Genomic DNA, 22,325 nt, shown 5'->3' with positions numbered 1-22,325 from the left:
GAGCCTGCTTGCAGGCGAACAAACCAATACATGGACAATTTTTTCCAACACAAGGCGCGCAAGCGCTTCGGCCAGAACTTCCTCGTCGATGAAAACATCATCGAGCGTATCGTCCGCGCCATTGGCCCGAAGGAATCCGACAAACTGGTCGAAATCGGCCCGGGCCAGGGTGCCATTACCGCACTGCTGCTGGACCGCTGCCCGTCGCTGACCGCGGTAGAGCTGGACCGGGACCTAATTCCGATGCTCCAGTTCAAGTTCCGCGACTACCCGGATTTCACCATCATCGAAAAGGATGCACTGAAATTCGACTTCAGTAGCCTGGTAGAAGGCGACGAGCAACTGCGCATCGTCGGCAACCTGCCCTACAACATCTCCACCCCTTTACTGTTCCACCTGCTGAGCTTCCGCGGCAAAGTGCAGGACATGCACTTTATGCTGCAAAAAGAAGTGGTGGACCGCCTCAGCGCTGTGCCCGGAGCCAAGTCCTATGGCCGCCTGAGTGTGATGACTCAGTACCACTGCCGCGTACAGGGCCTGTTCCCGGTTCCTCCGCAGTCCTTCCGCCCGGCGCCTAAAGTTGATTCGGCCATTGTCCGCCTGGTCCCGCACCAGACACTCCCGCACCCCGCCCAAGACGAAAAACTGCTTGAGCGTATCGTCAGCGTCGCCTTCCAGCAGCGTCGTAAAACCCTGCGCAACGCGCTAAAACCACTGTTCCCCGATCTGGATATGACGCAGCTGCCGGTCGATACCAGCCGACGCCCGGAAACTCTGAGCGTGCAGGAATACGTGCAGCTCGCCGACTTCTGCACCGCCCTCATTCCACCCAGTGCACCAGACGACAAATAACGGACGATATTGTGGCTACCTATGCAATCGGCGACATACAAGGCTGCCTGGAACCTCTACAACGACTGCTGAAAAAGGTTCGCTTCAATCCTGACACGGACAAGCTCTGGCTCGCCGGAGACATGGTTCACCGCGGCCCCGACAGCCTCGGTACACTTCGTTTCCTGTACGAGCATCGCAGTCAGATCACTGCCGTACTGGGCAATCACGACCTGCACCTGCTGGCACTGGCCCACGGTGCCAAACGGCTGACCGACAAGGAACACGACCTGGCTGAAGTACTGCGAGCGAAAGACGCCGACAAACTGCTGGGCTGGCTGCAGAAGCAGCCGCTCATGGTGCACAAAAAAGTGGCCGGCAAATATTTCTCCATGGTGCATGCCGGTATCCCGCCGATTTGGAGTATGAGCAAGGCACTGGAGCTCGCAGGCGAGGTACACAGGGCACTACAGGACCCAGCAATGGCCGAAGCCTTTTTCTTCGGTATGTATGGCAATGAGCCGCATCTTTGGAATGACCACCTGATAGGCGTCGAACGCCTGCGCTCTATCACCAACTACTTTACCCGTATGCGCTTCTGCAAGGCCGACGGCACCCTGGACCTGGTCACCAAGCAGGGACCACTGGCCGCCCACCACGACTACCGTCCATGGTTCAGTTTTGACCAACGCAAAACAAAAAACGATAGGGTCATTTTTGGACACTGGGCGGCCCTGGAAGGAGAGGCGAACACCAGAAACGTCTATGCCCTGGATACCGGCTGTGTCTGGGGTGGCTATTTGACGGCTATGCGGCTCGATGATGAAAATTTTTATTGTGCGGACTGTGCCGACGCATTCTAAACGCTGATGCGATACACCTTCGGGCTAGATTCTTTGCTTCTTTTCAGTAAATAATGGTGTGTGGCGCGAATACAACGGATTCTGAAGAAATTCGCGCCATGCGCCATCGATGATAGCGACCTGCATTGCGTTGAACAGGGATTGTTTTAATTTTAGGGGTCACATTACCGTCCTCTCCTACTCCATTCCTGCTCCGAGCTTTCTCAGAAATCAACGCTGCTGTTGATGGCCTAATACCCTGCCCGCTTTGCGGCACACCCACTGACCATAAAAACCGAATAGATCCGACAGGACCGTCAAATGATCGAGCAAGCCATAGGGCTGGAAGCCAAGAACTCCCTGGAATACGTACGCCATGCGTTTACGGTATTGAATCGAGGCGGTCTATTCGTAAACATCGCCAGCAACTGGGATCCGCAGCAAGCAACAAACATTCACATACAAAGCACGCTTACCGTCGCTAGTGAATCTGGTTGGTATCAGGGGCCGGCCTATACCGGCAACCGCTCCGAAGAAGGCGCCCAGATACTGTTTACCTCGGGTACAGAAGGACTCCCCAAAGGCGTGCTTCTATCACACCGGGCGCTCAAAAACACGACCGACCGGATCATTTCCGTAATGGAGATGGATGCTTCTGTCCGAGAGTATGTGGGTATACCGGTAAACTATTCTTTCGGTTTCGGCCGCTGCCGGGCTGTCAGCCAAATTGGGGGCGAGTTCTACCTTCCCGAGAATGGCTTCAACCCCGTTGAAATTCAGGAGATGCTGGAACGGGGAGAAATAAACGCAATCTCTGCCGTCCCTTCGCTGTGGCGCCTGATACTGGAAAACCCGCAACTACTACATAACGTCGGCGACAAAGTGCGCTGGATAGAAATCGGCAGTCAATACATGAGCGCCGAAGAAAAATCACAGCTACGCAATCTTTTCCCTAACGCGTGTATCGCACAACACTACGGCCTATCCGAGGCTTCGCGTACTACATTCTTGCGCGTCGATACGACACCAGAGGAACAACTTGAATCCGTCGGCACGTCCTCTAACGGCGTGGAGCTAAGAATCAGTACGACTGGCGCAATCCAGATTCGCGGTCCTCACATAGCCAGCGCGATCCTGATTGATGGCCAAAAGGAACCCCTGGTAGACAGCGATGGCTGGTTCACTACCAATGACCAGGGGCACGAAGTCGACGGGCTTTTGTATTTCGATGGCCGAATGGACGACCTGATCAACTGCGGGGGAATCAAACTTTCCCCAGACAGTCTGGAACAAGCACTCCTGAAGCGACTTAGCCTAAAAACGGGTATCGCGATATTTAAACTTGCCCACGCAGACCTCGGCGATCAGCCCGCCCTCGCAATATCAAACCAATGCAAATGCCCAAATCGACTTCTAGCCGATGCTTTTCGACAGATACTGGCTGAATCCGGAGTTAGAGGTTCCAGCTGGCCACTATTCAATGTTGAATCATTTCCCCAAACCAGCACCGGCAAGGTCAAGCGAAAAGAACTGACAAAACTCGCAAGTTCCGGCGCACTCGGTGGATCATCTTCGATACGCGCGAGCAATGCAGAAGGCAAGAATGAGAGCACGCCAAGCGAAAAGCGCCTGATCGCGATCTGGGAAGAGGTTCTGAAGGTACACCCGATATGTGCCCAGGATAACTTCTTTGACCTCGGCGGTGATTCCCTATCTGCGATTCGCGTCGCCACTCGTATGGAAAAATCTGGCATCCCGCGGGAAGTGTCACGAAAAATCTTCTCTGGGCTCAGTATTTCTCAAATACTCGAATCCATGGAAAGCGATACGGCTGCCGCCCCAAAATCCCAGTCCGCCCCCGAAAACACACTTGCCAAAGACCTTATCGCTATCTGGCAAGATGTATTAAAGCTGGATCAGGTAGGCGAAAACGAAACTTTTTTCGGCCTGGGAGGCGATTCACTTTCCGCCATCCGCGTCGCACTCCGCATGGAGAAAGCGGGAGTCCCTAAAGAGACCTGTAAAAAAATTTTTCAGGGTTTCACCATTAAGCAGATCGTCAGCCAAACCGAAGGCCGCGACGCACCGTCAGATCTGAGGGAAGTATCCGCACAGGATACAAGTACACAACCTCATGTAATGGAAACTCAATTGATCGAGATCTGGCAAGATGCACTGAAGATCGACAATATAGGACTGGACGATAATTTTTTCGACCTCGGTGGCGACTCACTCTCCGCCATTCGCGTCACCATTCGTATGGAAGCCGCAGGCTTGGAACGGACTACCTGCAGAAAAATTTTTGAAGGCATGAGTATCCGGCAAATCCTGGACACTGATCCGGAATTTGCCAACAAAAGAAACTCTTATACATCAGAGAGTCCAAAAAATTCCACCGCTACCCCTCCGGCCAACGATAGCAAAGCTGTATCTCCAGAGATCAGCGAAAATTTCCGAACTCCGATGGCGTCCGCGAGTTTGGCTTTGAATGCTATGCGGGGCCTGTTGGTTCTCATGAATATTGCCGCGCACTGGGTCCCCGGCGTCATTGACCGGCTACCCGCATTGGCGGGCCAATTAAACCGCTACCTGGCTCCTGTTTACAGCTCCGGGACGCCAGGCTTTGCGATTGTCTTTGGTGCTGGCATTGGTTTCTTCATGCTGCCGCGGTTTGACAAAAATCGGAGATCTGTGGATAAGCTTGCAATCCGTAATGTCCTATTGCTCATCGCCGGTATGACCGCACTCGCCCTTGTGCGCGTATCCAACCTCATATTGCAAGACGTAGAAGTTAGCTCGCTTGATGTTTCCAACGCATACTACTCGGTAATTTTTTACTACCTATTCGCGGTTATCAGTATCCCACTTTGGCTACGCGTACTTAGGCTATTCAGTGCATTCAGCATGACCTGCCTCACCGTTGCATGTGTCTTTTATTTTTGCCATCTCGCCATAGACGCTACTGAAATAACACCATCCAGCAATGCACTTATTCAACCTTGGATCCTTCTGCTCACGGCGAAATACAACTATCTAGAAATGTCCGCCGGCGTACTGGCAGGCGCAGCCATAGGCAATGCACTAAAGCACTCCATCGAACGCGGCGACTCACTCGCCCCCTACGCCCATTCGGGCGCTCTTCTCGTACTTCTCTCGATAATAATATCCTTGGAGACCGGTGAATATGTCCGCTGGTTCGACTGGCCTAAAGGGCTGTACCTTTGGACCTGGCCATTCTATTTGGGCTGCATCCTGCTGGGCACCGTTGGCATCTATAACTACCTGTGCCGCAAGAAGTCCAGCGAAGACGGGATTGCAGATTCAATTCTTAGGATATTATCTGTCGTAGGAATACTGGCCTTCCCACTGTTTATCGGGCATGAGCTGGTGCGCCCTACTGCCCAGCTTATTACGGCTTTGGGTGCACCGATGGGACTCGCCATATCTATGACCGCATTTTTTGCCTTGTCACTATATATGGGACAAAAACTCTACGCTATTTACTTTGGTTCAGGTGTCACTACCCCCGCAGTGACACCTTCTATACCTTTGGCCAGTAACGTTAAACCGAGCTAACCTCGGCGTAGTCCACTCGACCGGTCATGGTTACGAGAATACTCCGGTCGCCTTCAAATGGACGGCGACCGTGAGACAGCAACATATTATCGATCAGAATCACATCTTTCTTCTGCCACTTGAAGGAGTATGAATTCTTTTCGTACAGGTAACGCAAGACTTCGATAACTTCCTCCTCGATTTCCTCACCATCACCATAGTACGTATTGTAGGGAAGCCCCTCCTGCCCAACGGTCTCAAGAAAAAACTCCTTTAGCTCAGGCTCAAGAGAATGCACATTGAAGAAGGTTCCATGGTTAAACCAGACCCGCTCACCGGTCACCGGATGTTCAATCGCTGTATTACGGACATATGAAATAACTGGGGTACCATCTTCTGACCACTGCAGGTCTTCGATGTAGTTATCTCGACAAAACTTTTCCATATCCTCCCGAGTCTCAACATTGAACGCCTGCTTCCAGGGAATCCCCATATTGTTGCTGAACTTCCGCACATACTTGAGCTTTTTACGTTCAAATTTTTCGCGGATGTCTTCCGGGATATCCAGATATAGCTGCCGACAGTCAGACAACGGCGTTTCGCCGCCAACCTGAGGCTCCACATCGCAGTAAAAAAACAGGTTGTACGGCCATTCTCCGGAATAAGATTTTTCATTGTGAAAAAAAAATCGTGCGGTCATTCTGATAGCGAGTCGACGTTGATGTACGGCTTTGGACGTGATCTCTGGGAGAGGTCGCCTCCAGATATGGAACCCAATCCGCATTGGTCGACGCAACAGCAAGCCGTTCAAATTCCTCTACATTACTGATATCGAATCCACGAAACAGAACCGCTCCGTGCTTATTCAGGTACTCCCGAATCTCATCCTGATTGCTTTTCGCCCACCCGACAATATCAAACGAAGGATTATCATGTGTTACTACAAGAGGGAAGTAACTTCCCTCCATCATCCCAAACTTAAGCCCCTCATCCATACCCCCAGCCTCCATGTTGGTTGTTTAAACTTTCGATATTTTGCTTATAGTGAAAAATCCAGACCTAGCCAAGACATTCTATACACTCTTTAAGTGCATCAGCCAGAAACTGATCTTTTTTGTTAACCGCTCTAACCATTCCAGGCAATAGAAAAAATGTAAACTTAACTATACCCATTAGGGTTTTTAGATTGCCAACGCCACGTATCTTCAACCATGCGTTTCAGGTCAAACCTTGCACTCCAATCCAACTCGCGCTCTGCGTGCTCCGGATCTGCATAGCACTCGGCAATATCCCCAGGGCGGCGGGGAACCACCTTATAGGGAATTTCTTTTCCGGAAACTTCGGAGAATGCTCGCACGATTTCCAACACCGAGCTGCCACGACCAGTACCCAGGTTATAGGTATAACAGCCCGCTTCCGTAGTTTCTTGCTGGAGTTTATTCAGCGCCGCCAAATGCCCGCGAGCGAGATCTACCACATGGATATAATCCCTTACACCGGTACCATCCGGCGTCGGATAGTCTTCGCCAAATACTTGTAACTGAGGCAAACGACCAACTGCCACTTGGGCAACATAGGGGAGCAGGTTGTTGGGGATGCCCGACGGATCTTCGCCAATATTGCCGCTCTCATGGGCCCCGATAGGATTGAAGTAGCGCAATAGGCTCACCTTCCACTCATTGCCCGGCGCCTTGCAGAGATCACGCAGAATGTCTTCGACCATCAACTTGCTGGCGCCGTACGGGTTCGTTGCCCCGGTAGGGAAATCCTCACGAATCGGTACACTGGCGGGATCCCCATACACTGTGGCTGAAGAGCTGAAAATTAGCTGGCGAACACCGAACTCCTCCATGACTTCGCATAACACCAATGTTCCTGCAACATTATTCTGGTAATAGCGCAGCGGCTGGGAAACCGATTCACCAACGGCCTTCAAACCAGCAAAATGGATCACCGCTGAAACGTCATACTGACGGAAAATATCGCGCAAACCCTCCCTATCCTGAATATCCACTTGATGCAGGGTAACCGGCTTACCGGTAATGGCTTCAACGCGCTGCAAAGACTCGGCACTACTGTTACAGAGATTGTCGATCACAATGGGCTCTAACCCAGCTTCAAGTAGCTCTACACAGGTGTGACTGCCGATATATCCGGCACCGCCAGTGACTACAACTTTCATGATTTTCCTTATTTCTAAGATTTCTTGTCGTATTTGGCGCTCTTGGGAAGAATCCGAAACGCTCCCTTAGCCCGTACGCTAGGTATGCGAGGCATTTTACCTGCTGGAAGCCATTCGCAAAACAGGCGCCAATATCAACCTTTCTTGAGCCTAACCGACATTGAAGTTCGCAACCATAGCTATCCTGAAGATGCGGGCACTGAAAGCAGTCCCCTGTGCGACAGCAATACCGTCGCACAATCAATAGGTAATAAAGATAGCGTTCTCGCGCGTCAGCGCTCTTCAGCATTCGTTGCGGGATGTATTCGCGATCACCACCACGCTGCAGCGCAAATGGCACTCCACGGCAGGGGGCCCGTAACTGGCGCAGTACGCTATAGGGAGTCGTACAACATGTCGATATTCAACCACTACCTGGAACGCTATGAGTCGATTCAGGAGGAAGAACTCACTATCCAGGAATATCTGGAGCTCTGCAAAAATGATCGCAGCGCCTACGCATCCCCTGCGGAACGCATGCTCATGGCAATCGGCGAGGCTGAACTCGTAGATACATCTCGCGACCCGCGACTCTCGCGCATTTTTTCCAACAAGGTTATCAAGCGCTATAAGGCGTTCAATGAATTCTATGGCATGGAGGAAGCCATCGAACAGATCGTTTCCTTCTTCCGTCATGCAGCCCAGGGCCTGGAAGAAAAGAAACAGATTCTTTATCTGTTGGGTCCAGTTGGTGGCGGCAAATCCTCTCTCGCAGAGCGCCTAAAAGCGCTGATGGAGCAGTTGCCTATCTATGCCATCAAGGGCTCCCCAGTCTTTGAGTCCCCTCTGGCGCTTTTTTCCCCCACTGAAGACGGCCAGATTCTGGAGGAAGATTACGGTATTCCCCGCCGCTACGTGAATACAATTATGTCTCCTTGGGCTGTTAAACGCCTGCACGAATACAAGGGTGACATCAGCAAGTTCAGAGTTGTAAAAATTCGTCCATCTATCCTGGATCAGATCGCCATCGCCAAGACGGAGCCAGGCGATGAAAACAACCAGGACATTTCCTCACTCGTTGGTAAAGTTGATATTCGTAAACTCGAGGACCATCCGCAGAACGACCCGGATGCCTACAGTTTTTCCGGCAGTCTGTGTCGGTCCAACCAGGGGCTGATGGAGTTTGTTGAGATGTTCAAGGCCCCCATAAAGGTGCTGCACCCGCTGCTCACCGCCACACAAGAGGGCAACTACAACAGTACCGAAGGGCTGGGAGCCATTCCGTTCAACGGGATCATCCTTGCCCACTCGAATGAATCCGAGTGGCAATCGTTCCGCAACAATCGCAACAACGAGGCATTCCTGGACCGCATCTATATCGTTAAGGTGCCTTACTGCCTTCGCGTAAAAGAAGAGATCAAGATTTACGACAAGCTGCTCGAGCACAGCTCACTCTCGAAAGCACCCTGTGCACCGGATACGCTTCGTATGCTCGCGCAGTTTTCCGTACTGTCCCGAGTCAAGAACCCGGAAAACTCCAGCATTTTTTCAAAGATGCGGGTTTATGATGGCGAGAACCTGAAAGACACGGATCCTAAAGCCAAAACTATCCAGGAGTACCGCGATAACGCCGGTGTCGATGAGGGCATGAATGGCCTATCCACCCGCTTTGCCTTCAAAATCCTATCAAAAGTGTTCAACTTCGATCCAACCGAAGTGGCGGCAAACCCGGTACACCTGCTCTATGTACTGGAACAGCAGATTGAGCAGGAGCAGTTCCAACCTGAAATACAGGAAAACTACCTCGGCTTTATCAAGGAATATCTGGCTCCTCGCTATGTTGAATTCATCGGCAAGGAAATCCAGACCGCATACCTGGAATCCTATGCGGAATACGGCCAGAATCTTTTTGACCGTTACGTCACGTATGCTGACTTCTGGATCCAGGACCAGGAGTATCGGGACCCCGAGACCGGGGAAATCCTTGATCGCGCCGCCCTCAACGAAGAACTGGAAAAAACCGAAAAGCCCGCCGGAATTTCCAACCCGAAAGACTTCCGCAACGAAATTGTCAACTTCGTACTTCGTGCCCGCGCCGGTAATCAGGGCAAAAATCCGGACTGGCGCTCGTATGAAAAACTTCGCGCGGTCATCGAGAAGAAAATGTTCTCGAATACCGAAGACCTGCTCCCGGTTATTTCTTTCAATACCAAAGCCTCTGCGGACGACCAGAAAAAGCATGCTGATTTTGTTGCCCGCATGGTTGAGCGTGGATATACCGAGAAGCAGGTACGGCTGCTTTCAGAATGGTATCTGAGAGTACGCAAATCTCAGTAATCCCGGTCCAGCCAGTCCATTGGTGGCTACCTCGTGTGGCCGCCATATAACGACCTGAATGCACTAGGTCTAAGGCAGTACTATGAGCTATATCATCGACCGTCGTCTGAACGGAAAAAAGAAAAGCACCGTTAATCGCCAACGCTTTTTGCGGCGCTACAAAGCCCATATCAAGAAAGCTGTCGGCGAAGCCATGAATAGCCGGTCCATCACCGATATGGATAAAGGCGAAAAAATCAGTATTCCTACTCGCGACTTGAATGAGCCCATATTCTCCAACGGCCGTGGCGGTCATATGGAGCAGGTTTTACCTGGCAATAAGGAGTTTGTTACCGGCGATAGAATTCCGCGCCCAGGTCAGGGGCAGGGAAGCGGATCGGGCGGCAGTGGTGCCAGCGACAGCGGGGAAGGTATGGACGAGTTTGTGTTCCAGATCTCCCAGGAAGAATTTCTCGACTTCATGTTTGAAGGCTTGCAGCTGCCAAATATGGTCAAGCGCAAGCTCGCAGGAAACGAATCGTTCCAGATTGTGCGGGCAGGGATCAGTAATGAAGGCACACCAGGTCGCCTGAATGTCGTTCGCTCCATGCGTGCAGCGAATGCTCGACGTATTGCATTGACCGGAGGTAAACGCCGCAACCTCAAAGTACTGGAAAAAGAGCTCGAACTTGAAGAAAGTAAAGATCCCGCGCTCAGTGACCAGAGGATTATTGACCAGTTACGCCTGAAGATTGAGGATCTGAGGAATCGCGTCAATCGAATTCCGTTCCTCGATGACTTTGACCTCAAATATAACCTGCTGGTACGCCAGCCCCGACCGCGTTCAAAGGCTGTCATGTTTTGCCTGATGGACGTATCAGGCTCAATGAATCAGGCCACCAAAGATATGGCCAAGCGATTCTTCCTGTTGCTCTACCTGTTTTTACAGCGCAGCTATGAATATACGGAAGTCGTCTTTATTCGCCACCATACCAGTGCCAAAGAGGTAGACGAGCAGGAATTCTTTTATTCCCGCGAAACAGGCGGAACCATTGTATCCAGTGCACTCAAATTGATGCGCGACATCATGCGCGACCGGTACCCGGATAGCGAATGGAATATCTACGGCGCACAGGCATCAGACGGAGACAACTGGAATGACGACTCCAGCACCTGCCACAAGATCCTGATCGACGACATCATGCCCCACGTACAGTACTACTCCTATGTGGAGATCACCCCTCGCGATCATCAGGCACTGTGGGAAGAGTATCAGAGTGTGGCACAGCTGTTTCCAGAGCATTTCGCAATGGAACAGATCGTCGACATCCAGGATATCTATCCGGTATTCCGCCAATTATTCAGCCAGAAGGTGGCCGCCTGATGCTCGATACCTCACTAGAGAACAAGCAGCCAATCTCCACTACATCTGAGTGGACATTTGAGCTGATTCAGGAGTACGACAGAGAAATTGCAAGGATCGCCAAGGAATTCGGGTTGGACACCTATCCCAACCAGATTGAAGTGATCTGCTCTGAGCAAATGATGGATGCGTACTCATCGGTTGGTATGCCGGTCGGCTACCACCACTGGTCTTTCGGCAAGCAATTTATCAGCGTGGAGAATAATTACCAGCGCGGGCGTATGGGGCTCGCCTACGAAATCGTAATTAATTCCAACCCCTGCATTGCTTACCTCATGGAAGAAAACACCATGGCGATGCAGGCCCTGGTGATCGCCCACGCCTGTTATGGCCACAATTCATTTTTCAAGGGAAACTATCTGTTCAGAAGCTGGACAGATGCCAGTAGTATCATTGATTACCTGCTGTTCGCTAAAAACTATATTGCGCGCTGCGAAGAGCGCCACGGAGTTGCTGAAGTTGAGGCGCTACTGGATTCCTGCCATGCGTTGATGAACTATGGCGTGGATCGCTACAAGCGTCCCTACCCAATCTCAGCCCACGAAGAAGAGCGCCGACAAAAAGAACGCGAAGAGTACCGACAGCGGCAATTGAACGACCTGTGGCGCACCATCCCGAAATTGAACGATGGCAATGAGCAGGCACCCGTCAAGCGATTCCCCGAAGAACCTCAGGAAAACATTCTTTATTTCATCGAAAAAAATGCACCGCTTCTGGAAAATTGGCAGCGGGAACTGGTTCGTATCGTTCGCAAGATGGCACAGTATTTTTATCCACAGCGCCAGACCCAGGTAATGAACGAGGGGTGGGCCACATTCTGGCACTACACACTGCTAAATGAGCTTTACCAGCAGGGAAAAGTTACTGATGGCTTTATGATGGAATTCCTTCAAAGCCATACCAGCGTGATCTATCAGCCATCCTACGATAGCCCCTACTACAACGGTATTAACCCTTACACACTCGGGTTTAATATCTTTACCGATTTGCGTCGAATCTGTGAAAGCCCGACTGAGGAAGACAGGGCCTGGTTCCCGGAGATAGCCGGTAGTAACTGGAAAGAAACTCTGCAATTCGCCATGAGAGACTTCAAGGACGAAAGCTTTATCCTGCAGTTTTTATCCCCAAAAGTGATGCGGGATATGAAGTTATTCTGTATATCGGATGATGATCGTGAAAAAGAGATAGTGGTCAATGCGATTCACAACGAAGATGGATATCGGGAACTCCGTGCCAAACTCGCAGGGCAATACAATCTTGGTAACCGCGAACCGAATATCCAGGTCTTTTCAGTAGACACCCGGGGCGACCGCTCACTGACGCTGCATCACACCCAGCACCAGCGCCGTCCCCTCGGGCGCGACACTTCTGAGGTCATGCGTCATTTACACCGCCTGTGGGGTTTTGATGTCCACTTGCACAGTATCAACGGCGATGAAGTCACAGCCAGCTTCCACTGCCCGGAACAGGGAAGAGATCGTTCAGAAGAAGAGGAATACATGCTGGTGCCGAAACCTATTTGAATCGCCGGCGTCCACCCATCAAAAATCCAGCCGATGCGAAACGACAATGCGGGCACAGCGCCCGCATTGTTCAGAAGACATAGCCATCAGGAAGTAAAGCGCCCCATGAATGGCGCTACGCTTCCCAAATCCCTGGCCGCTCTTACAGGTCCAGCAGCAGGTTCACCCGAGCCAGCAGTGCATTGCGATCACAATTCGCAGGCACTACCGCATCGGCACCGGCGGTAACCCAGCGCTGCTGATCCGCCTCACCTTCCGGGGCCACGACCAACGTAGCTACGGAAGAAAACTCGCTGCGCGAGCGGACCATATCCAGAATCTGGAATCCCTCAATTCCCGCCAGATTGGCATCCAGAACCAATAATGCAGGCTTACCGCTTACCAGCAGCGCGCCTGCAGAAAAGCTGTCGGTTGCCAGGTCCACTTCAAATCCCGCCTGCTGGAGGGCCTGACGACTGGCTACCAGTTCTGGAGCACCAGAAACCAGCAGAACCTTGCGACTCGCCGCCGCAAGCTCAGCCGGAACCGGCATGGCGTTATCCCGCAGGAAACTGACAAAATCTTCCACACAAATCCGGTGATCACCTCGCCCCGGAAGTTTATAGGCTTTCAATTGTCCCCGCTCAATCCAGCGGATTACCGTGCGGAAATTGACCCCGCAATACCGGGCCGCTTCCCCGGTGGTTAGCACGTTCACTTCGCTCATAATTATTACTTTCCCCCACGAATCGCGCTTTTATTTATCGATTATTCTGCATTAAAGCAAAAAAACAGGTGCAAATACTACGCCCATATATGTTTAACGAACGACACGGCACACCCCTCAATAAAATCTTAATATCCATGGTTGACAGGTATGACAGGTAAAATAGAATAGTCACCAAGTTGCTGGTTGGTCACCGATTCACCAGCAAGTTGCGTCTATCCGATGAGATTACGCAGCAACTCAGGTCTATTTGCTGCGAACCTAGCCTCTTGGCGCACACGAGCTTGTTGAGCTTCAACTCTTTACGAATACCCTAAGACCCTGGGCCCCCTTGTATTTTCGGGGCCTTTTTTTTATCTTCCGGCCCCTCCATTTTTTATCTTTCGCCCTGACTCCCAGCCGCGACACAGCCAGGTTCATCGGATTTATGGCAATTTCCGGCCCCCTTCTTTATACCAACGTCAATCCAGACCAACTCCCGGAGGACTTCCGGTGAAAACCTATTTAGTAGGCGGCGCGGTGCGCGACAAACTTCTCCAGCGCCCCATACATGAACGAGACTGGGTGGTCGTCGGGGCGACTGAAGACGAAATGCTGTCGCTTGGCTACCGCCCGGTGGGTAAAGACTTCCCGGTATTCCTGCACCCGGAAACCGGGGAGGAGCATGCGCTCGCACGTACCGAACGCAAAAGTGGGCATGGGTATAGCGGCTTCACCGTCTTTGCCAGCCCGGATGTCACCCTTGAGCAGGATCTTCTGCGTCGAGACCTCACCGTTAACGCCATGGCGGAAACCGAAGACGGTCAAATCATCGATCCATACGGCGGCCAGCCAGACCTTGAAGCGCGCTTACTGCGGCATGTTTCCCCGGCATTTGCCGAAGATCCCCTGAGGATTCTACGCGTCGCCCGGTTTGCCGCCCGTTACCATCCTCTTGGATTTTCCATTGCTCCGGAAACCAAGACGCTGATGCGCACCATGGTAGATGCAGGGGAAGTCGAGCATCTCGTTGCCGAGCGGGTATGGAAGGAAGTCAGTCGCGCGCTGCTGGAACCACGCCCCGACATATTCATTCAGGTTCTGCGGGAATGCGGAGCACTTGAGGTCCTGCTTCCAGAAGTAGATTGTCTATTTGGCGTACCCCAACCTCCGCAACACCATCCGGAGGTGGATACAGGGGACCATGTACTGCGCGCTCTGCGCCAGGCCAGCCCGCAACTGGCAGTACGCTTTGCGGTCCTGGTACACGACCTGGGGAAAGGCGTCACGCCGGACGACGTGCTCCCAAGCCATCGGGGTCACGAAACCGCTGGTCTGCCGCTGGTCAAATCGGTGTGCGAACGGCTACGGGTGCCGAACCCGGTAAAATCCCTGGCCCTTGGTGTATGCGAATACCACCTGCACTGCCACAAAGCATTCGATTTGCGTCCGGATACCGTAATGAAACTGCTCCGCGCATTGGACGCCCTGCGCAATCCGGAAAAGTTTGAACAGTTCCTGTTAAGCTGTGAGGCCGATGCCCGTGGGCGACTGGGGCTGGAAGATCGGGATTATCCCCAGGCGGACTATTTACGTGCGGCCCGCTGTGCTGCGGCTGACGTAAGCCCCAAAGCACTGATTGATGAGGGCTTTGAGGGCGCCGAACTCGGCAAAGCACTGGATCGCGCACGCATCCAGGCAGTATCCCGGCTGAAAAGTACTTATCGCGCTTAACCCTGCACCACGCAGAACAATGCCAACGGAATTCTCACGAGCAGACATGATGCCCACCGCCCTTATCACCGGTGCTGCTGCCCGGCTCGGCCGCGCCGTCACCGAAGAGTTACATCGCGACCACAATGTCATCGTTCATTACCGCCATTCCGCAGAGGCTGCCCGGGCACTGGTAGAGCGACTTAATAGCAAGCGCCCCGACTCGGCCACTGCAATCCAAAGCAATCTGGCCAGCGCCGCGGAGTGTGAACAGCTCGCACAAGCCGCCGTAAGCGCTTTCGGTCACATTGACGTGCTGGTCAATAATGCATCCGCGTTCTTCCCCACCCCCATCGGCGGCGCAAATGAGGAACAGTGGGACACATTGATCGGCAGCAACCTGAAAACCCCGTTTTTTCTGTGCCAGGCACTGGCGCCAAAATTGCAGGCGCGTAACGGGTGTATCGTCAATCTGGTGGATATTCACGCCGAAAAGCCCATGCCCCAGCACACCGTTTACTGTGCGGCCAAGGCCGGACTGGCGATGCTGACCAAGAGCCTGGCACGGGAGCTAGCCCCCGATGTGCGCGTCAACGGCATCGCGCCGGGCGCAATTCTGTGGCCGGAACAGGAGAGTGAAGGCTATAACAAAGAACAGATTCTGGCGCGTATCCCCCTGGGGAGAAGTGGTGACCCACGGGACATTGCCCAAACAGCGCGTTTCCTGGTTTCCTTCGCCCCCTATATCACCGGCCAGATATTGGCCGTAGACGGCGGACGCAGCCTGAACATGTAATCCGGACTATATAATCCGCGACACGACAAAGAGGTTATCCGAGTGAGTGACAAGTTTTACATTTCCGCCCAGTCCCTGCTGGAGGATTCCTTTACGCTGGCACTGAAGGTTGTGGAGAGCGGGTTCCGCCCTGACTATATCGTCGGCGTCTGGCGCGGCGGCGCACCAATCGGGATTGCCGTACAGGAGATGTTCGACTTCCTGGGCTTCCACGCGGACCACATCGCCATCCGCACATCATCCTATTCGGGCCTGGACAAGCGCGACAAGGAAGTGAAAGTGCACGGTCTCACCTACCTGATCAAACAGGTAGAGTCACACCAGAAAATGCTGATCGTGGACGACGTATACGACACTGGCCTCAGCATCCAGCAAGCCATCTCGGATATGCGAAAGGCGTGTAAGAAAAACACCCCGGAAATCCGCATTGCCTGCCCCTACTTCAAACCCAACCGCAACCGCACCAAGTTTCAGCCGGATTACTACCTACACGAAACCGATGCCTGGCTGGTATTCCCCCACGAGCTGAAGGGACTGTCAGAAGAGGAGATTCTCGAGTACAAGCCCGAACTGCGGCGCCACGAGGCGAAGCTACGCGAACTGAAAAACGGGAAATAATTCTAGCGGGAAACGCGGCCTGTTGCGGGCCGCGAGCAACCATTCAGTCAACTGCTACCGATCAAACAGCCCGATCCAGCGGCTGGCCATTTTCATCGACAAACAGCACATCCCTGACCCCCAGAGGCTCTCCTGCGGAATTCTGAACTGAAACCGCTCCAACAGGCTCACCGGTGCCGCGTTCCACCAGCCGCATATCGTCTTTACTGCCGTTCCAGCGCTCATTCCACTGGCGCAATGCCACTACGACCGCAAACAGGTCCCGCCCCTTATCGGTCAACCGATACTCATAGCGGGTGCCATGCTCGCCAACATCCACGCGCACCAGAACACCGTTCTCCACCAGACGGGACAATCGGTCGCAGAGAATATTCTTCGCTATACCAAGGCTATGCTGGAAATCCACAAAACGTCGCGTACCCAACATCGCCTGCTTGATTACCAGCAGCGACCACCAATCGCCCACTTCATTGAGCGCACAGGCTACCGAACAGCCCGGATTTTCAAAACGTTTACGTGTCATGGAGCGCAGTATATTTGAATTAGGTTGCAATAAGAAACCAAATACAGTCTCATAACGCAACCATATTGACCTGCATGGGTCTCCCAGAGCAGGCAAGCATCCACGTATTACCAGAGAATTACCCGGAGTGTGATATGAGCGCGTCCCTCGACAGCCTGTTGCGTCCTTTCCAGCACAAGTCCCTCAACCTGCGCAATCGCGTGGCCATGGCCCCGATGACCCGTACTGCGTCACCCGGCTACGTCGCCAATGAGCAGGTAGCCGGCTACTACCGCCGCCGCGCCGAGGGCGATGTGGGCCTGATCATCACCGAGGGGACCTTTGTCGGCCACCCCGCTGCCAATGGCTACGAAAATGTACCCGCGATCCACGGCGAGGAAGCCCTGTCCGGCTGGAAGAAGGTCGTTGACGAAGTACATGCGGCAGGCGGCCAGATCATTCCGCAACTGTGGCATGTGGGCGCTGTGCGCAAAGAGGGCACGGGTCCGGATAAATCCGTTCCCGGTCACTCCCCCTCCGGCCTGTTCAAACCCGGCAAGCCCAGCGGCGTCGCCATGACCAAACAGGATATTCAGGACACTGTAAAAGCGTTCGCCGATGCCGCCAAAGCGGCCAAAGATGCGGGCTTCGACGGCGTTGAAATCCACGGTGCCCACGGCTACCTGATCGACCAGTTTTTCTGGGAGGGGACCAACCAGCGCGACGACGAGTACGGCGGCTCACTGGAAAATCGCACCCGCTTTGCGGTGGAGATTATTGAGGCGGTGCGCAAAGCGGTAGGTGAAGACTTCGCCATCGTGCTGCGCTATTCCCAGTGGAAACAGCAGGACTATGACGCCCGACTGGCGCAGACTCCAGAAGAACTGCAGCGCTTCCTGACCCCGCTGGTAAATGCTGGCGTCGATATTTTCCACGCTTCGACCAGACGTTTCTGGGTACCCGAGTTTGAAGGCTCTGACATGAATCTGGCAGGCTGGACCAAGGAACTCACCGGCAAGCCGGTTATCTCTGTCGGTAGCGTCGGCCTCGACGACGACTTCATCGGCGGCAACAACCAGGGTATGGGCGGCACCGCCAACCCCACCGGACTGGACGAACTGATTCGCCGTATGGACAACAACGAGTTCGACATGATCGCCGTAGGCCGCGCGCTGCTGCAGGATCCGAACTGGCTGGTGAAAGTGCGCGAGGGTCGGGAAGAAGAAATAGTGCCGTTCACCAAGGACGCCCTGACAAACTTGAGCTGACAAATTGGGTCGCTGTCGCTGCAGCGGCCCACTAGATTTCACTTCTATTTCACCGGTAAATTGCCACAATGTCCTCTTACATTGAAAATGTGGACAGGGATTTCCGGTGAACAATCTTAAGATACTCCTGGTTGAAGATAACCCCACTCTCGCCCGCCAGACCGGCGAGTTCCTGGAAGGACACGGCTGGCACATGGATTTCGCCCGCACAGGGCAACACGGCCTGAAGTTAGCCTTACAGGAAATCTATGACCTGATTTTGCTGGACCTGAACCTGCCCGATATCGACGGCCTGGAAGTCTGCCGCCAACTCCGGCAAAGGAGAAACATCACAGTCCCTATACTGATGCTTACAGCACGTGATGCCTTCGCCGACAAAGCATCGGGATTCCACTCCGGCGCAGACGATTACCTGTGTAAACCTTTCGACCCACGCGAACTGGCATTGCGCTGCCTCGCCCTCGCAAGGCGCCGGGAGCTGCATCGCAGCGACGAAATTCATATTGGCCCTTTACATATCCACGGCCGCCAGCGGGAAGCGACTCGTAATGGCCAGCAACTGAAGCTCACAGCTATTACCTTCAACATCCTCTGGGAGCTGGCCTGCGCCTATCCCGAACCTCTCAGCCGCGGGGAGGTCAGCCATCGAATCTGGGGCGACACCCCTCCCAACAGCGACGCACTGAAATCCCATATCTACAGCCTCCGCTGCCAGCTCGATCGTCCATTTTCCGCCCCCATGCTGAGAACCATCAGCAACATCGGCTACCGCCTGGAGCAACCCGGTGAAAACTGAGCATCCGCAAGGCAACCTGCAACGACGGGTGTTCGTCGTATTCGGCAGTTTCACCCTGGCACTCTGCCTTATTTACTCGGCGATTGGCGTGCTCGTGGCATATGGTATTGAAGACCGACTGCTCGAAAATCTGGTGAATAACGAGGCGGATTATATCGAGCGATCACTTCAAGAAAGCGGTGAGTTCCCCCCCCCAAGATTGCCGGAATTCAGCCTCTACACCTCAGCATCTGAAACACCACCAGAATTCCTCACCGCACTGGAAGGAGAGAAGCGCAAGGCCGAACTCTTCGTTGCCGGCCGGCAGCACTACCACCTTCGACAGCTGGCACCCGAAGCCGGTGCCATCCTCGCCGCGGATGTCGGTGAGCTACTCACCGTTTCAAGACAATCCAGCCATTTAATCTGGCTGATTGTGTTCGCTCTTTTATGTACAACTTTACTCGCCCTGTGGCTGGCCCACCGGCTAGTAGCCGCAACCATTCGGCCAGTACTTGAGCTTGCGCGCGAACTGGAATCACAACCAGAAAACATGCAGCCAGTTGCACTGTCGAACTCACATCGCAAAGACGAAATAGGCTTTCTCGCGCGCACCTTACAACGCAATATCAACGGCCTTCGCCAGGCACAGCAGAGGGAAGCCGAATTCACGCGCGATGTTAGCCATGAATTGCGCACTGGCCTAGCCATAGCAACCAACACTCTCACCCTGGCGCGAGGTCGCAACCTTGAGCGCAGAGAAACCCGGGAACTCGAATCGATTCTCGCGAGTATGAACACGACAATCGGCACACTACTAGCGCTCGCGCGAGCCGAATCTTTCGAGCACACCACGTTCAATCTACGATCACTGTTAGAAGAGCGGCTACTTGCCCGGCCTGAAATATCTACAGGCAAGAGCTTTCGACTAAAGCTTGCGCTACCGGAAGCCCTCGCGGCAACTGGCAACGCACAATTGACTGCGCTACTTCTGGATATCCTGCTAGACAACGTTATTCGACACGCAGCACAACCAACACTACATATATATAAAACTGGCAACGCGCTGGTATTCGAAAACCCCACGGAAAGACTTCTCGATACGGCAACGATATTTAACCGCGGAACCCACAGAACAGACAGCCAAGGACTCGGCCAGGGACTGTATCTGGCTGGCAGGATTCTAAACGCGCAAGACTGGCAATACAGAGCAACCTGCACAAGCCAGCTATTCACATTTTCGATTGACCTTACGTAGCCGACGTACACGTTTTCGGTAAATTTCACCCACGCTTCACTAGCCCTTGACCATGATCGGCCTGCAACAGAAAGGAGATCCACCATGGTCAAAAAGATATTAGTTACGGTTTTGTGCAGTGCGGCCGCACTGATTGCTAGCGGGTATTGGCTGAAGAGCCTGATCCCCCCGGCGCCCGATCAGCAAGTGCTCACAGACACACAAGTCTCAGACATCCCTTACTTACAGCATATTCCATCCAGCCCTGACCGCGGACGTATCCTGATGGTGGTTACCAGCACCGACACAATGGGAGATACCGGCAAAAAGACCGGTTACGAATTTACCGAACTCGCACGCCCATACTATGTGTTCAAGGCCAATGGCTTCACCGTCGATATCGCCAGTCCACAAGGTGGCGAGCCGCCGGCGGTGATGGATTCAGACGATATGGGCCCATTCGATTACGCCTTCCTCAATGACTACCGGGCAATGGAAAAGCTACGTAACAGCATCGCGCTTGCGGACGCCGATGCCAACCAATACCAAGGCGTATTCTTTGTTGGCGGTAAGGGTGCCATGTTCGACTTCCCTGGAAACAAGGCCATTCAAAAACTGGTTCGTACGCTCCATCAAAAGCAGGGCGTTATCGGCGCAGTGTGCCATGGACCCGCGGCACTTACGGATATCACGCTGACAAACGGGAGTTCCTTTCTGCAAGGCCGCCGGATCAGTAGCTTTACGAACGAAGAGGAGCTTTTTCTGATACCCGATGCAGAGAAAATTTTTCCATTCTTACTGGAAACACGACTGCGCGACAATGGTGCAACTTTCCAGCAGGGGCCGCTCTACCTACGGCACTTCAGTGTCGATGGCCGACTAATCACGGGTCAAAACCCCTGGTCTTCCTGGGCTGTAACGGAGGCTATGGTGAAGGCATTGGGTTATCAGCCCGTGCCGCGAAGTTTGACAGAAATGGAAAGAACGGTGGAGGTTCTACTGGCATATGAAAAAGCCGGGCATGCCGGCGCCAACAAAAAGCTCCAGGAATTCCTGCAGGGATCAAGTGGATATCAGGAAGCAATCGACCGGCGCCTGCTGGCAATGCATGGGATAGTCGCAGTGATGCAGGGCCGGCTGAACAAAGCGCTCGCTGTCGTAAGGCTACTGGCTCAGGCAAAAGCGCATCAGCCCAAGTTACAAACTAGTCTTCAGGCCAGGAGAATTCCACAGGCCAGAGCTTCTGTGAAGCCTGATCGTATGCTTCCCACAATTGCTGATAGGTTTTCCCCTCTACCGGGTGCACCGAATCCGATGCCAGTTCCGACAGCGGCAACAGTACAAACGCATTCTTGAGGATCTCATCCCGTGGCAGTTTCACACTATCCACAACGCCGGTGCGGTCATCGTAAGTGAGAATATCGATATCCAGGGTACGGGCGCTAAATTTGGGGCCGCTGCGCAGGCGGCCATTGTCGTCCTCGATCTGGCGCAGGCGCAGGGCCAGCTCTCCCACAGAAAGGTCAGTGTCGATGGCCGCGACCAGATTGTAAAAATTGTCGCCGTCGAATCCGACCGCCTCACTTTCGTACACCTGCGACATTTGCAGGTCGCCAAATTCACGCACCAGTGCGTCCAGGCCGGCACTCAGGTGTTTGTGGCGCTCGATGTTACTGCCGAGACTCAGATATACCCTGGCCATTCTCAAGCCACCCCGGTCGCTGTTTTACTGCCGCGCTCGATAATCACACCGACATCACGGGCGCCGCGTACCGCGCCGGGCTTGGACAGGCGCAAGCGCAACCAGGTTACGCCAAACTCCTCGCGCACGATTGCTGCGGCCTGTTCGGCCATAGTCTCAACCAGCAGAAATTCGCTGCCCTCAATAAAGGCGATCAGCCGCTTGGCGACGGCTTTGTAGTTGAGCGTATGTTCAATATTGTCGGTGCGCGCCGCTTCGCTGATATCAAAAGCCATTTCGATATCCAGGCTTACGGTTTGCTTCACTTCACGCTCCCAGTCATAAATACCGATGATGGTATTTACCTTCAGGTCGCGGATATAAACGATATCCAATCCA

The 22,325-nt window shown here is 53.4% G+C and carries 19 protein-coding genes and 1 pseudogene; 13 read left to right on the top strand and 7 right to left on the bottom strand.

What is annotated here, in order from left to right:
* The first annotated feature begins 30 nt into the window (after positions 1–30).
* The 3 genes from rsmA to LC093_RS10165 all read left to right on the top strand — a co-directional run bounded on the left by rsmA (position 31) and on the right by LC093_RS10165 (position 5,249).
* On the top strand, positions 31–852 hold the full coding sequence (rsmA, locus tag LC093_RS10175) for a 16S rRNA (adenine(1518)-N(6)/adenine(1519)-N(6))-dimethyltransferase RsmA (RefSeq protein WP_226664669.1): 822 nt from the start codon (positions 31–33) through the stop codon (positions 850–852).
* 11 nt (positions 853–863) lie between these two features.
* Positions 864–1,694, top strand: coding sequence for a symmetrical bis(5'-nucleosyl)-tetraphosphatase (locus tag LC093_RS10170; protein WP_226664668.1), 831 nt, complete (start codon positions 864–866; stop codon positions 1,692–1,694).
* 300 nt (positions 1,695–1,994) lie between these two features.
* The gene (locus LC093_RS10165; protein ID WP_226664667.1) at positions 1,995–5,249 is read left to right on the top strand and encodes a phosphopantetheine-binding protein; all 3,255 of its coding nucleotides are present in this window, start codon (positions 1,995–1,997) and stop codon (positions 5,247–5,249) included.
* Here the strand turns inward: LC093_RS10165 and LC093_RS10160 are convergent.
* The 3 genes from LC093_RS10160 to galE form a co-directional block, all read right to left on the bottom strand.
* Positions 5,236–5,928, bottom strand: coding sequence for a TauD/TfdA family dioxygenase (locus LC093_RS10160; RefSeq protein WP_264192973.1), 693 nt, complete (start codon positions 5,926–5,928; stop codon positions 5,236–5,238). The genes LC093_RS10165 and LC093_RS10160 overlap by 14 nt on opposite strands.
* A complete protein-coding gene (locus tag LC093_RS20355; RefSeq protein ID WP_264192972.1) occupies positions 5,900–6,223 on the bottom strand; it encodes a TauD/TfdA family dioxygenase in 324 nt (107 codons plus the stop codon). Before LC093_RS20355 ends, LC093_RS10160 begins: the two co-directional genes overlap by 29 nt.
* Positions 6,224–6,387: 164 nt before the next feature.
* Complete coding sequence (galE, locus tag LC093_RS10155; protein WP_226664666.1) at positions 6,388–7,410, bottom strand: UDP-glucose 4-epimerase GalE; 1,023 nt, start codon at positions 7,408–7,410, stop codon at positions 6,388–6,390.
* 393 nt (positions 7,411–7,803) lie between these two features.
* Between galE and LC093_RS10150 the strand changes: the two genes are divergently transcribed.
* The 3 genes from LC093_RS10150 to LC093_RS10140 all read left to right on the top strand — a co-directional run bounded on the left by LC093_RS10150 (position 7,804) and on the right by LC093_RS10140 (position 12,651).
* Complete coding sequence (locus tag LC093_RS10150) at positions 7,804–9,726, top strand: PrkA family serine protein kinase (RefSeq protein ID WP_226664665.1); 1,923 nt, start codon at positions 7,804–7,806, stop codon at positions 9,724–9,726.
* 82 nt (positions 9,727–9,808) lie between these two features.
* On the top strand, positions 9,809–11,089 hold the full coding sequence (locus LC093_RS10145) for a YeaH/YhbH family protein (RefSeq protein WP_226664664.1): 1,281 nt from the start codon (positions 9,809–9,811) through the stop codon (positions 11,087–11,089).
* Entirely contained in the window at positions 11,089–12,651 is a 1,563-nt protein-coding gene (locus tag LC093_RS10140) for a SpoVR family protein (protein ID WP_226664663.1), read from the top strand. Before LC093_RS10145 ends, LC093_RS10140 begins: the two co-directional genes overlap by 1 nt.
* 142 nt (positions 12,652–12,793) lie before the next feature.
* Here LC093_RS10140 and LC093_RS10135 read toward each other — a convergent pair whose 3' ends face one another.
* Positions 12,794–13,357 carry a helix-turn-helix domain-containing protein gene (locus LC093_RS10135; protein WP_226664662.1) on the bottom strand — a complete coding sequence of 188 codons (564 nt, stop codon included), beginning with the start codon at positions 13,355–13,357 and terminating at the stop codon, positions 12,794–12,796.
* A 492-nt stretch (positions 13,358–13,849) separates the two neighbouring features.
* Here LC093_RS10135 and LC093_RS10130 point away from each other — a divergent pair, with 492 nt between their 5' ends.
* Genes LC093_RS10130 through LC093_RS10120 form a run of 3 tightly spaced genes read left to right on the top strand, consistent with a single transcriptional unit; the run spans position 13,850 to position 16,463 of the window.
* A complete protein-coding gene (locus LC093_RS10130) occupies positions 13,850–15,070 on the top strand; it encodes a multifunctional CCA addition/repair protein (RefSeq protein ID WP_226664661.1) in 1,221 nt (406 codons plus the stop codon).
* 46 nt (positions 15,071–15,116) lie between these two features.
* Entirely contained in the window at positions 15,117–15,845 is a 729-nt protein-coding gene (locus tag LC093_RS10125; protein WP_319004918.1) for a pteridine reductase, read from the top strand.
* A 42-nt stretch (positions 15,846–15,887) separates the two neighbouring features.
* Complete coding sequence (locus LC093_RS10120) at positions 15,888–16,463, top strand: phosphoribosyltransferase (RefSeq protein WP_226664660.1); 576 nt, start codon at positions 15,888–15,890, stop codon at positions 16,461–16,463.
* Between the two features lie 61 nt (positions 16,464–16,524).
* Here LC093_RS10120 and LC093_RS10115 read toward each other — a convergent pair whose 3' ends face one another.
* The gene (locus tag LC093_RS10115; RefSeq protein ID WP_226664659.1) at positions 16,525–16,986 is read right to left on the bottom strand and encodes a winged helix-turn-helix transcriptional regulator; all 462 of its coding nucleotides are present in this window, start codon (positions 16,984–16,986) and stop codon (positions 16,525–16,527) included.
* Between the two features lie 134 nt (positions 16,987–17,120).
* Here LC093_RS10115 and LC093_RS10110 point away from each other — a divergent pair, with 134 nt between their 5' ends.
* From LC093_RS10110 to LC093_RS10095, 4 genes and pseudogenes are all read left to right on the top strand, one after another.
* Entirely contained in the window at positions 17,121–18,233 is a 1,113-nt protein-coding gene (locus LC093_RS10110) for an NADH:flavin oxidoreductase (RefSeq protein WP_226664658.1), read from the top strand.
* 106 nt (positions 18,234–18,339) lie between these two features.
* Entirely contained in the window at positions 18,340–19,029 is a 690-nt protein-coding gene (locus LC093_RS10105; protein ID WP_226664657.1) for a response regulator transcription factor, read from the top strand.
* The gene (locus LC093_RS10100) at positions 19,019–20,266 is read left to right on the top strand and encodes a sensor histidine kinase (RefSeq protein ID WP_226664656.1); all 1,248 of its coding nucleotides are present in this window, start codon (positions 19,019–19,021) and stop codon (positions 20,264–20,266) included. The genes LC093_RS10105 and LC093_RS10100 overlap by 11 nt, the downstream gene beginning before the upstream one ends.
* An 84-nt stretch (positions 20,267–20,350) precedes the next feature.
* Positions 20,351–21,139 (top strand): annotated as a pseudogene (locus LC093_RS10095) (type 1 glutamine amidotransferase domain-containing protein); the annotation flags it as partial.
* Positions 21,140–21,449: 310 nt separating this feature from the next.
* Here LC093_RS10095 and folK read toward each other — a convergent pair.
* Together folK and folB are read right to left on the bottom strand one after the other, a co-directional pair.
* Positions 21,450–21,947: a 2-amino-4-hydroxy-6-hydroxymethyldihydropteridine diphosphokinase gene (gene folK / locus LC093_RS10090; RefSeq protein ID WP_226664655.1), complete on the bottom strand. Its 498-nt coding sequence runs from the start codon at positions 21,945–21,947 to the stop codon at positions 21,450–21,452.
* A 2-nt stretch (positions 21,948–21,949) separates the two neighbouring features.
* Positions 21,950–22,321 (bottom strand): dihydroneopterin aldolase, encoded by a 372-nt coding sequence (gene folB, locus LC093_RS10085; protein WP_226664654.1) that lies wholly within the window; start codon positions 22,319–22,321, stop codon positions 21,950–21,952.
* Between the last annotated feature and the right edge of the window lie 4 nt (positions 22,322–22,325).

It is taken from the genome of Microbulbifer aggregans (assembly GCF_020524005.1).
In the GTDB taxonomy this organism is placed as follows: domain Bacteria; phylum Pseudomonadota; class Gammaproteobacteria; order Pseudomonadales; family Cellvibrionaceae; genus Microbulbifer; species Microbulbifer aggregans_A.
Note: the sequence above shows the minus strand (reverse complement) of the source record. Positions and strands in the feature narration are given on the sequence as shown.

Coding starts and splice junctions, on each gene's coding strand:
- rsmA (WP_226664669.1), top strand. CDS start 31: ATGGACAATTTTTTCCAACACAAGGCGCGCAAGCGCTTCGGCCAGAAC.
- LC093_RS10165 (WP_226664667.1), top strand. CDS start 1,995: ATGATCGAGCAAGCCATAGGGCTGGAAGCCAAGAACTCCCTGGAATAC.
- LC093_RS10160 (WP_264192973.1), bottom strand. CDS start 5,928: ATGACCGCACGATTTTTTTTTCACAATGAAAAATCTTATTCCGGAGAA.
- LC093_RS20355 (WP_264192972.1), bottom strand. CDS start 6,223: ATGGATGAGGGGCTTAAGTTTGGGATGATGGAGGGAAGTTACTTCCCT.
- galE (WP_226664666.1), bottom strand. CDS start 7,410: ATGAAAGTTGTAGTCACTGGCGGTGCCGGATATATCGGCAGTCACACC.
- LC093_RS10150 (WP_226664665.1), top strand. CDS start 7,804: ATGTCGATATTCAACCACTACCTGGAACGCTATGAGTCGATTCAGGAG.
- LC093_RS10145 (WP_226664664.1), top strand. CDS start 9,809: ATGAGCTATATCATCGACCGTCGTCTGAACGGAAAAAAGAAAAGCACC.
- LC093_RS10140 (WP_226664663.1), top strand. CDS start 11,089: ATGCTCGATACCTCACTAGAGAACAAGCAGCCAATCTCCACTACATCT.
- LC093_RS10135 (WP_226664662.1), bottom strand. CDS start 13,357: ATGAGCGAAGTGAACGTGCTAACCACCGGGGAAGCGGCCCGGTATTGC.
- LC093_RS10125 (WP_319004918.1), top strand. CDS start 15,117: ATGATGCCCACCGCCCTTATCACCGGTGCTGCTGCCCGGCTCGGCCGC.
- LC093_RS10115 (WP_226664659.1), bottom strand. CDS start 16,986: ATGACACGTAAACGTTTTGAAAATCCGGGCTGTTCGGTAGCCTGTGCG.
- LC093_RS10110 (WP_226664658.1), top strand. CDS start 17,121: ATGAGCGCGTCCCTCGACAGCCTGTTGCGTCCTTTCCAGCACAAGTCC.
- folK (WP_226664655.1), bottom strand. CDS start 21,947: ATGGCCAGGGTATATCTGAGTCTCGGCAGTAACATCGAGCGCCACAAA.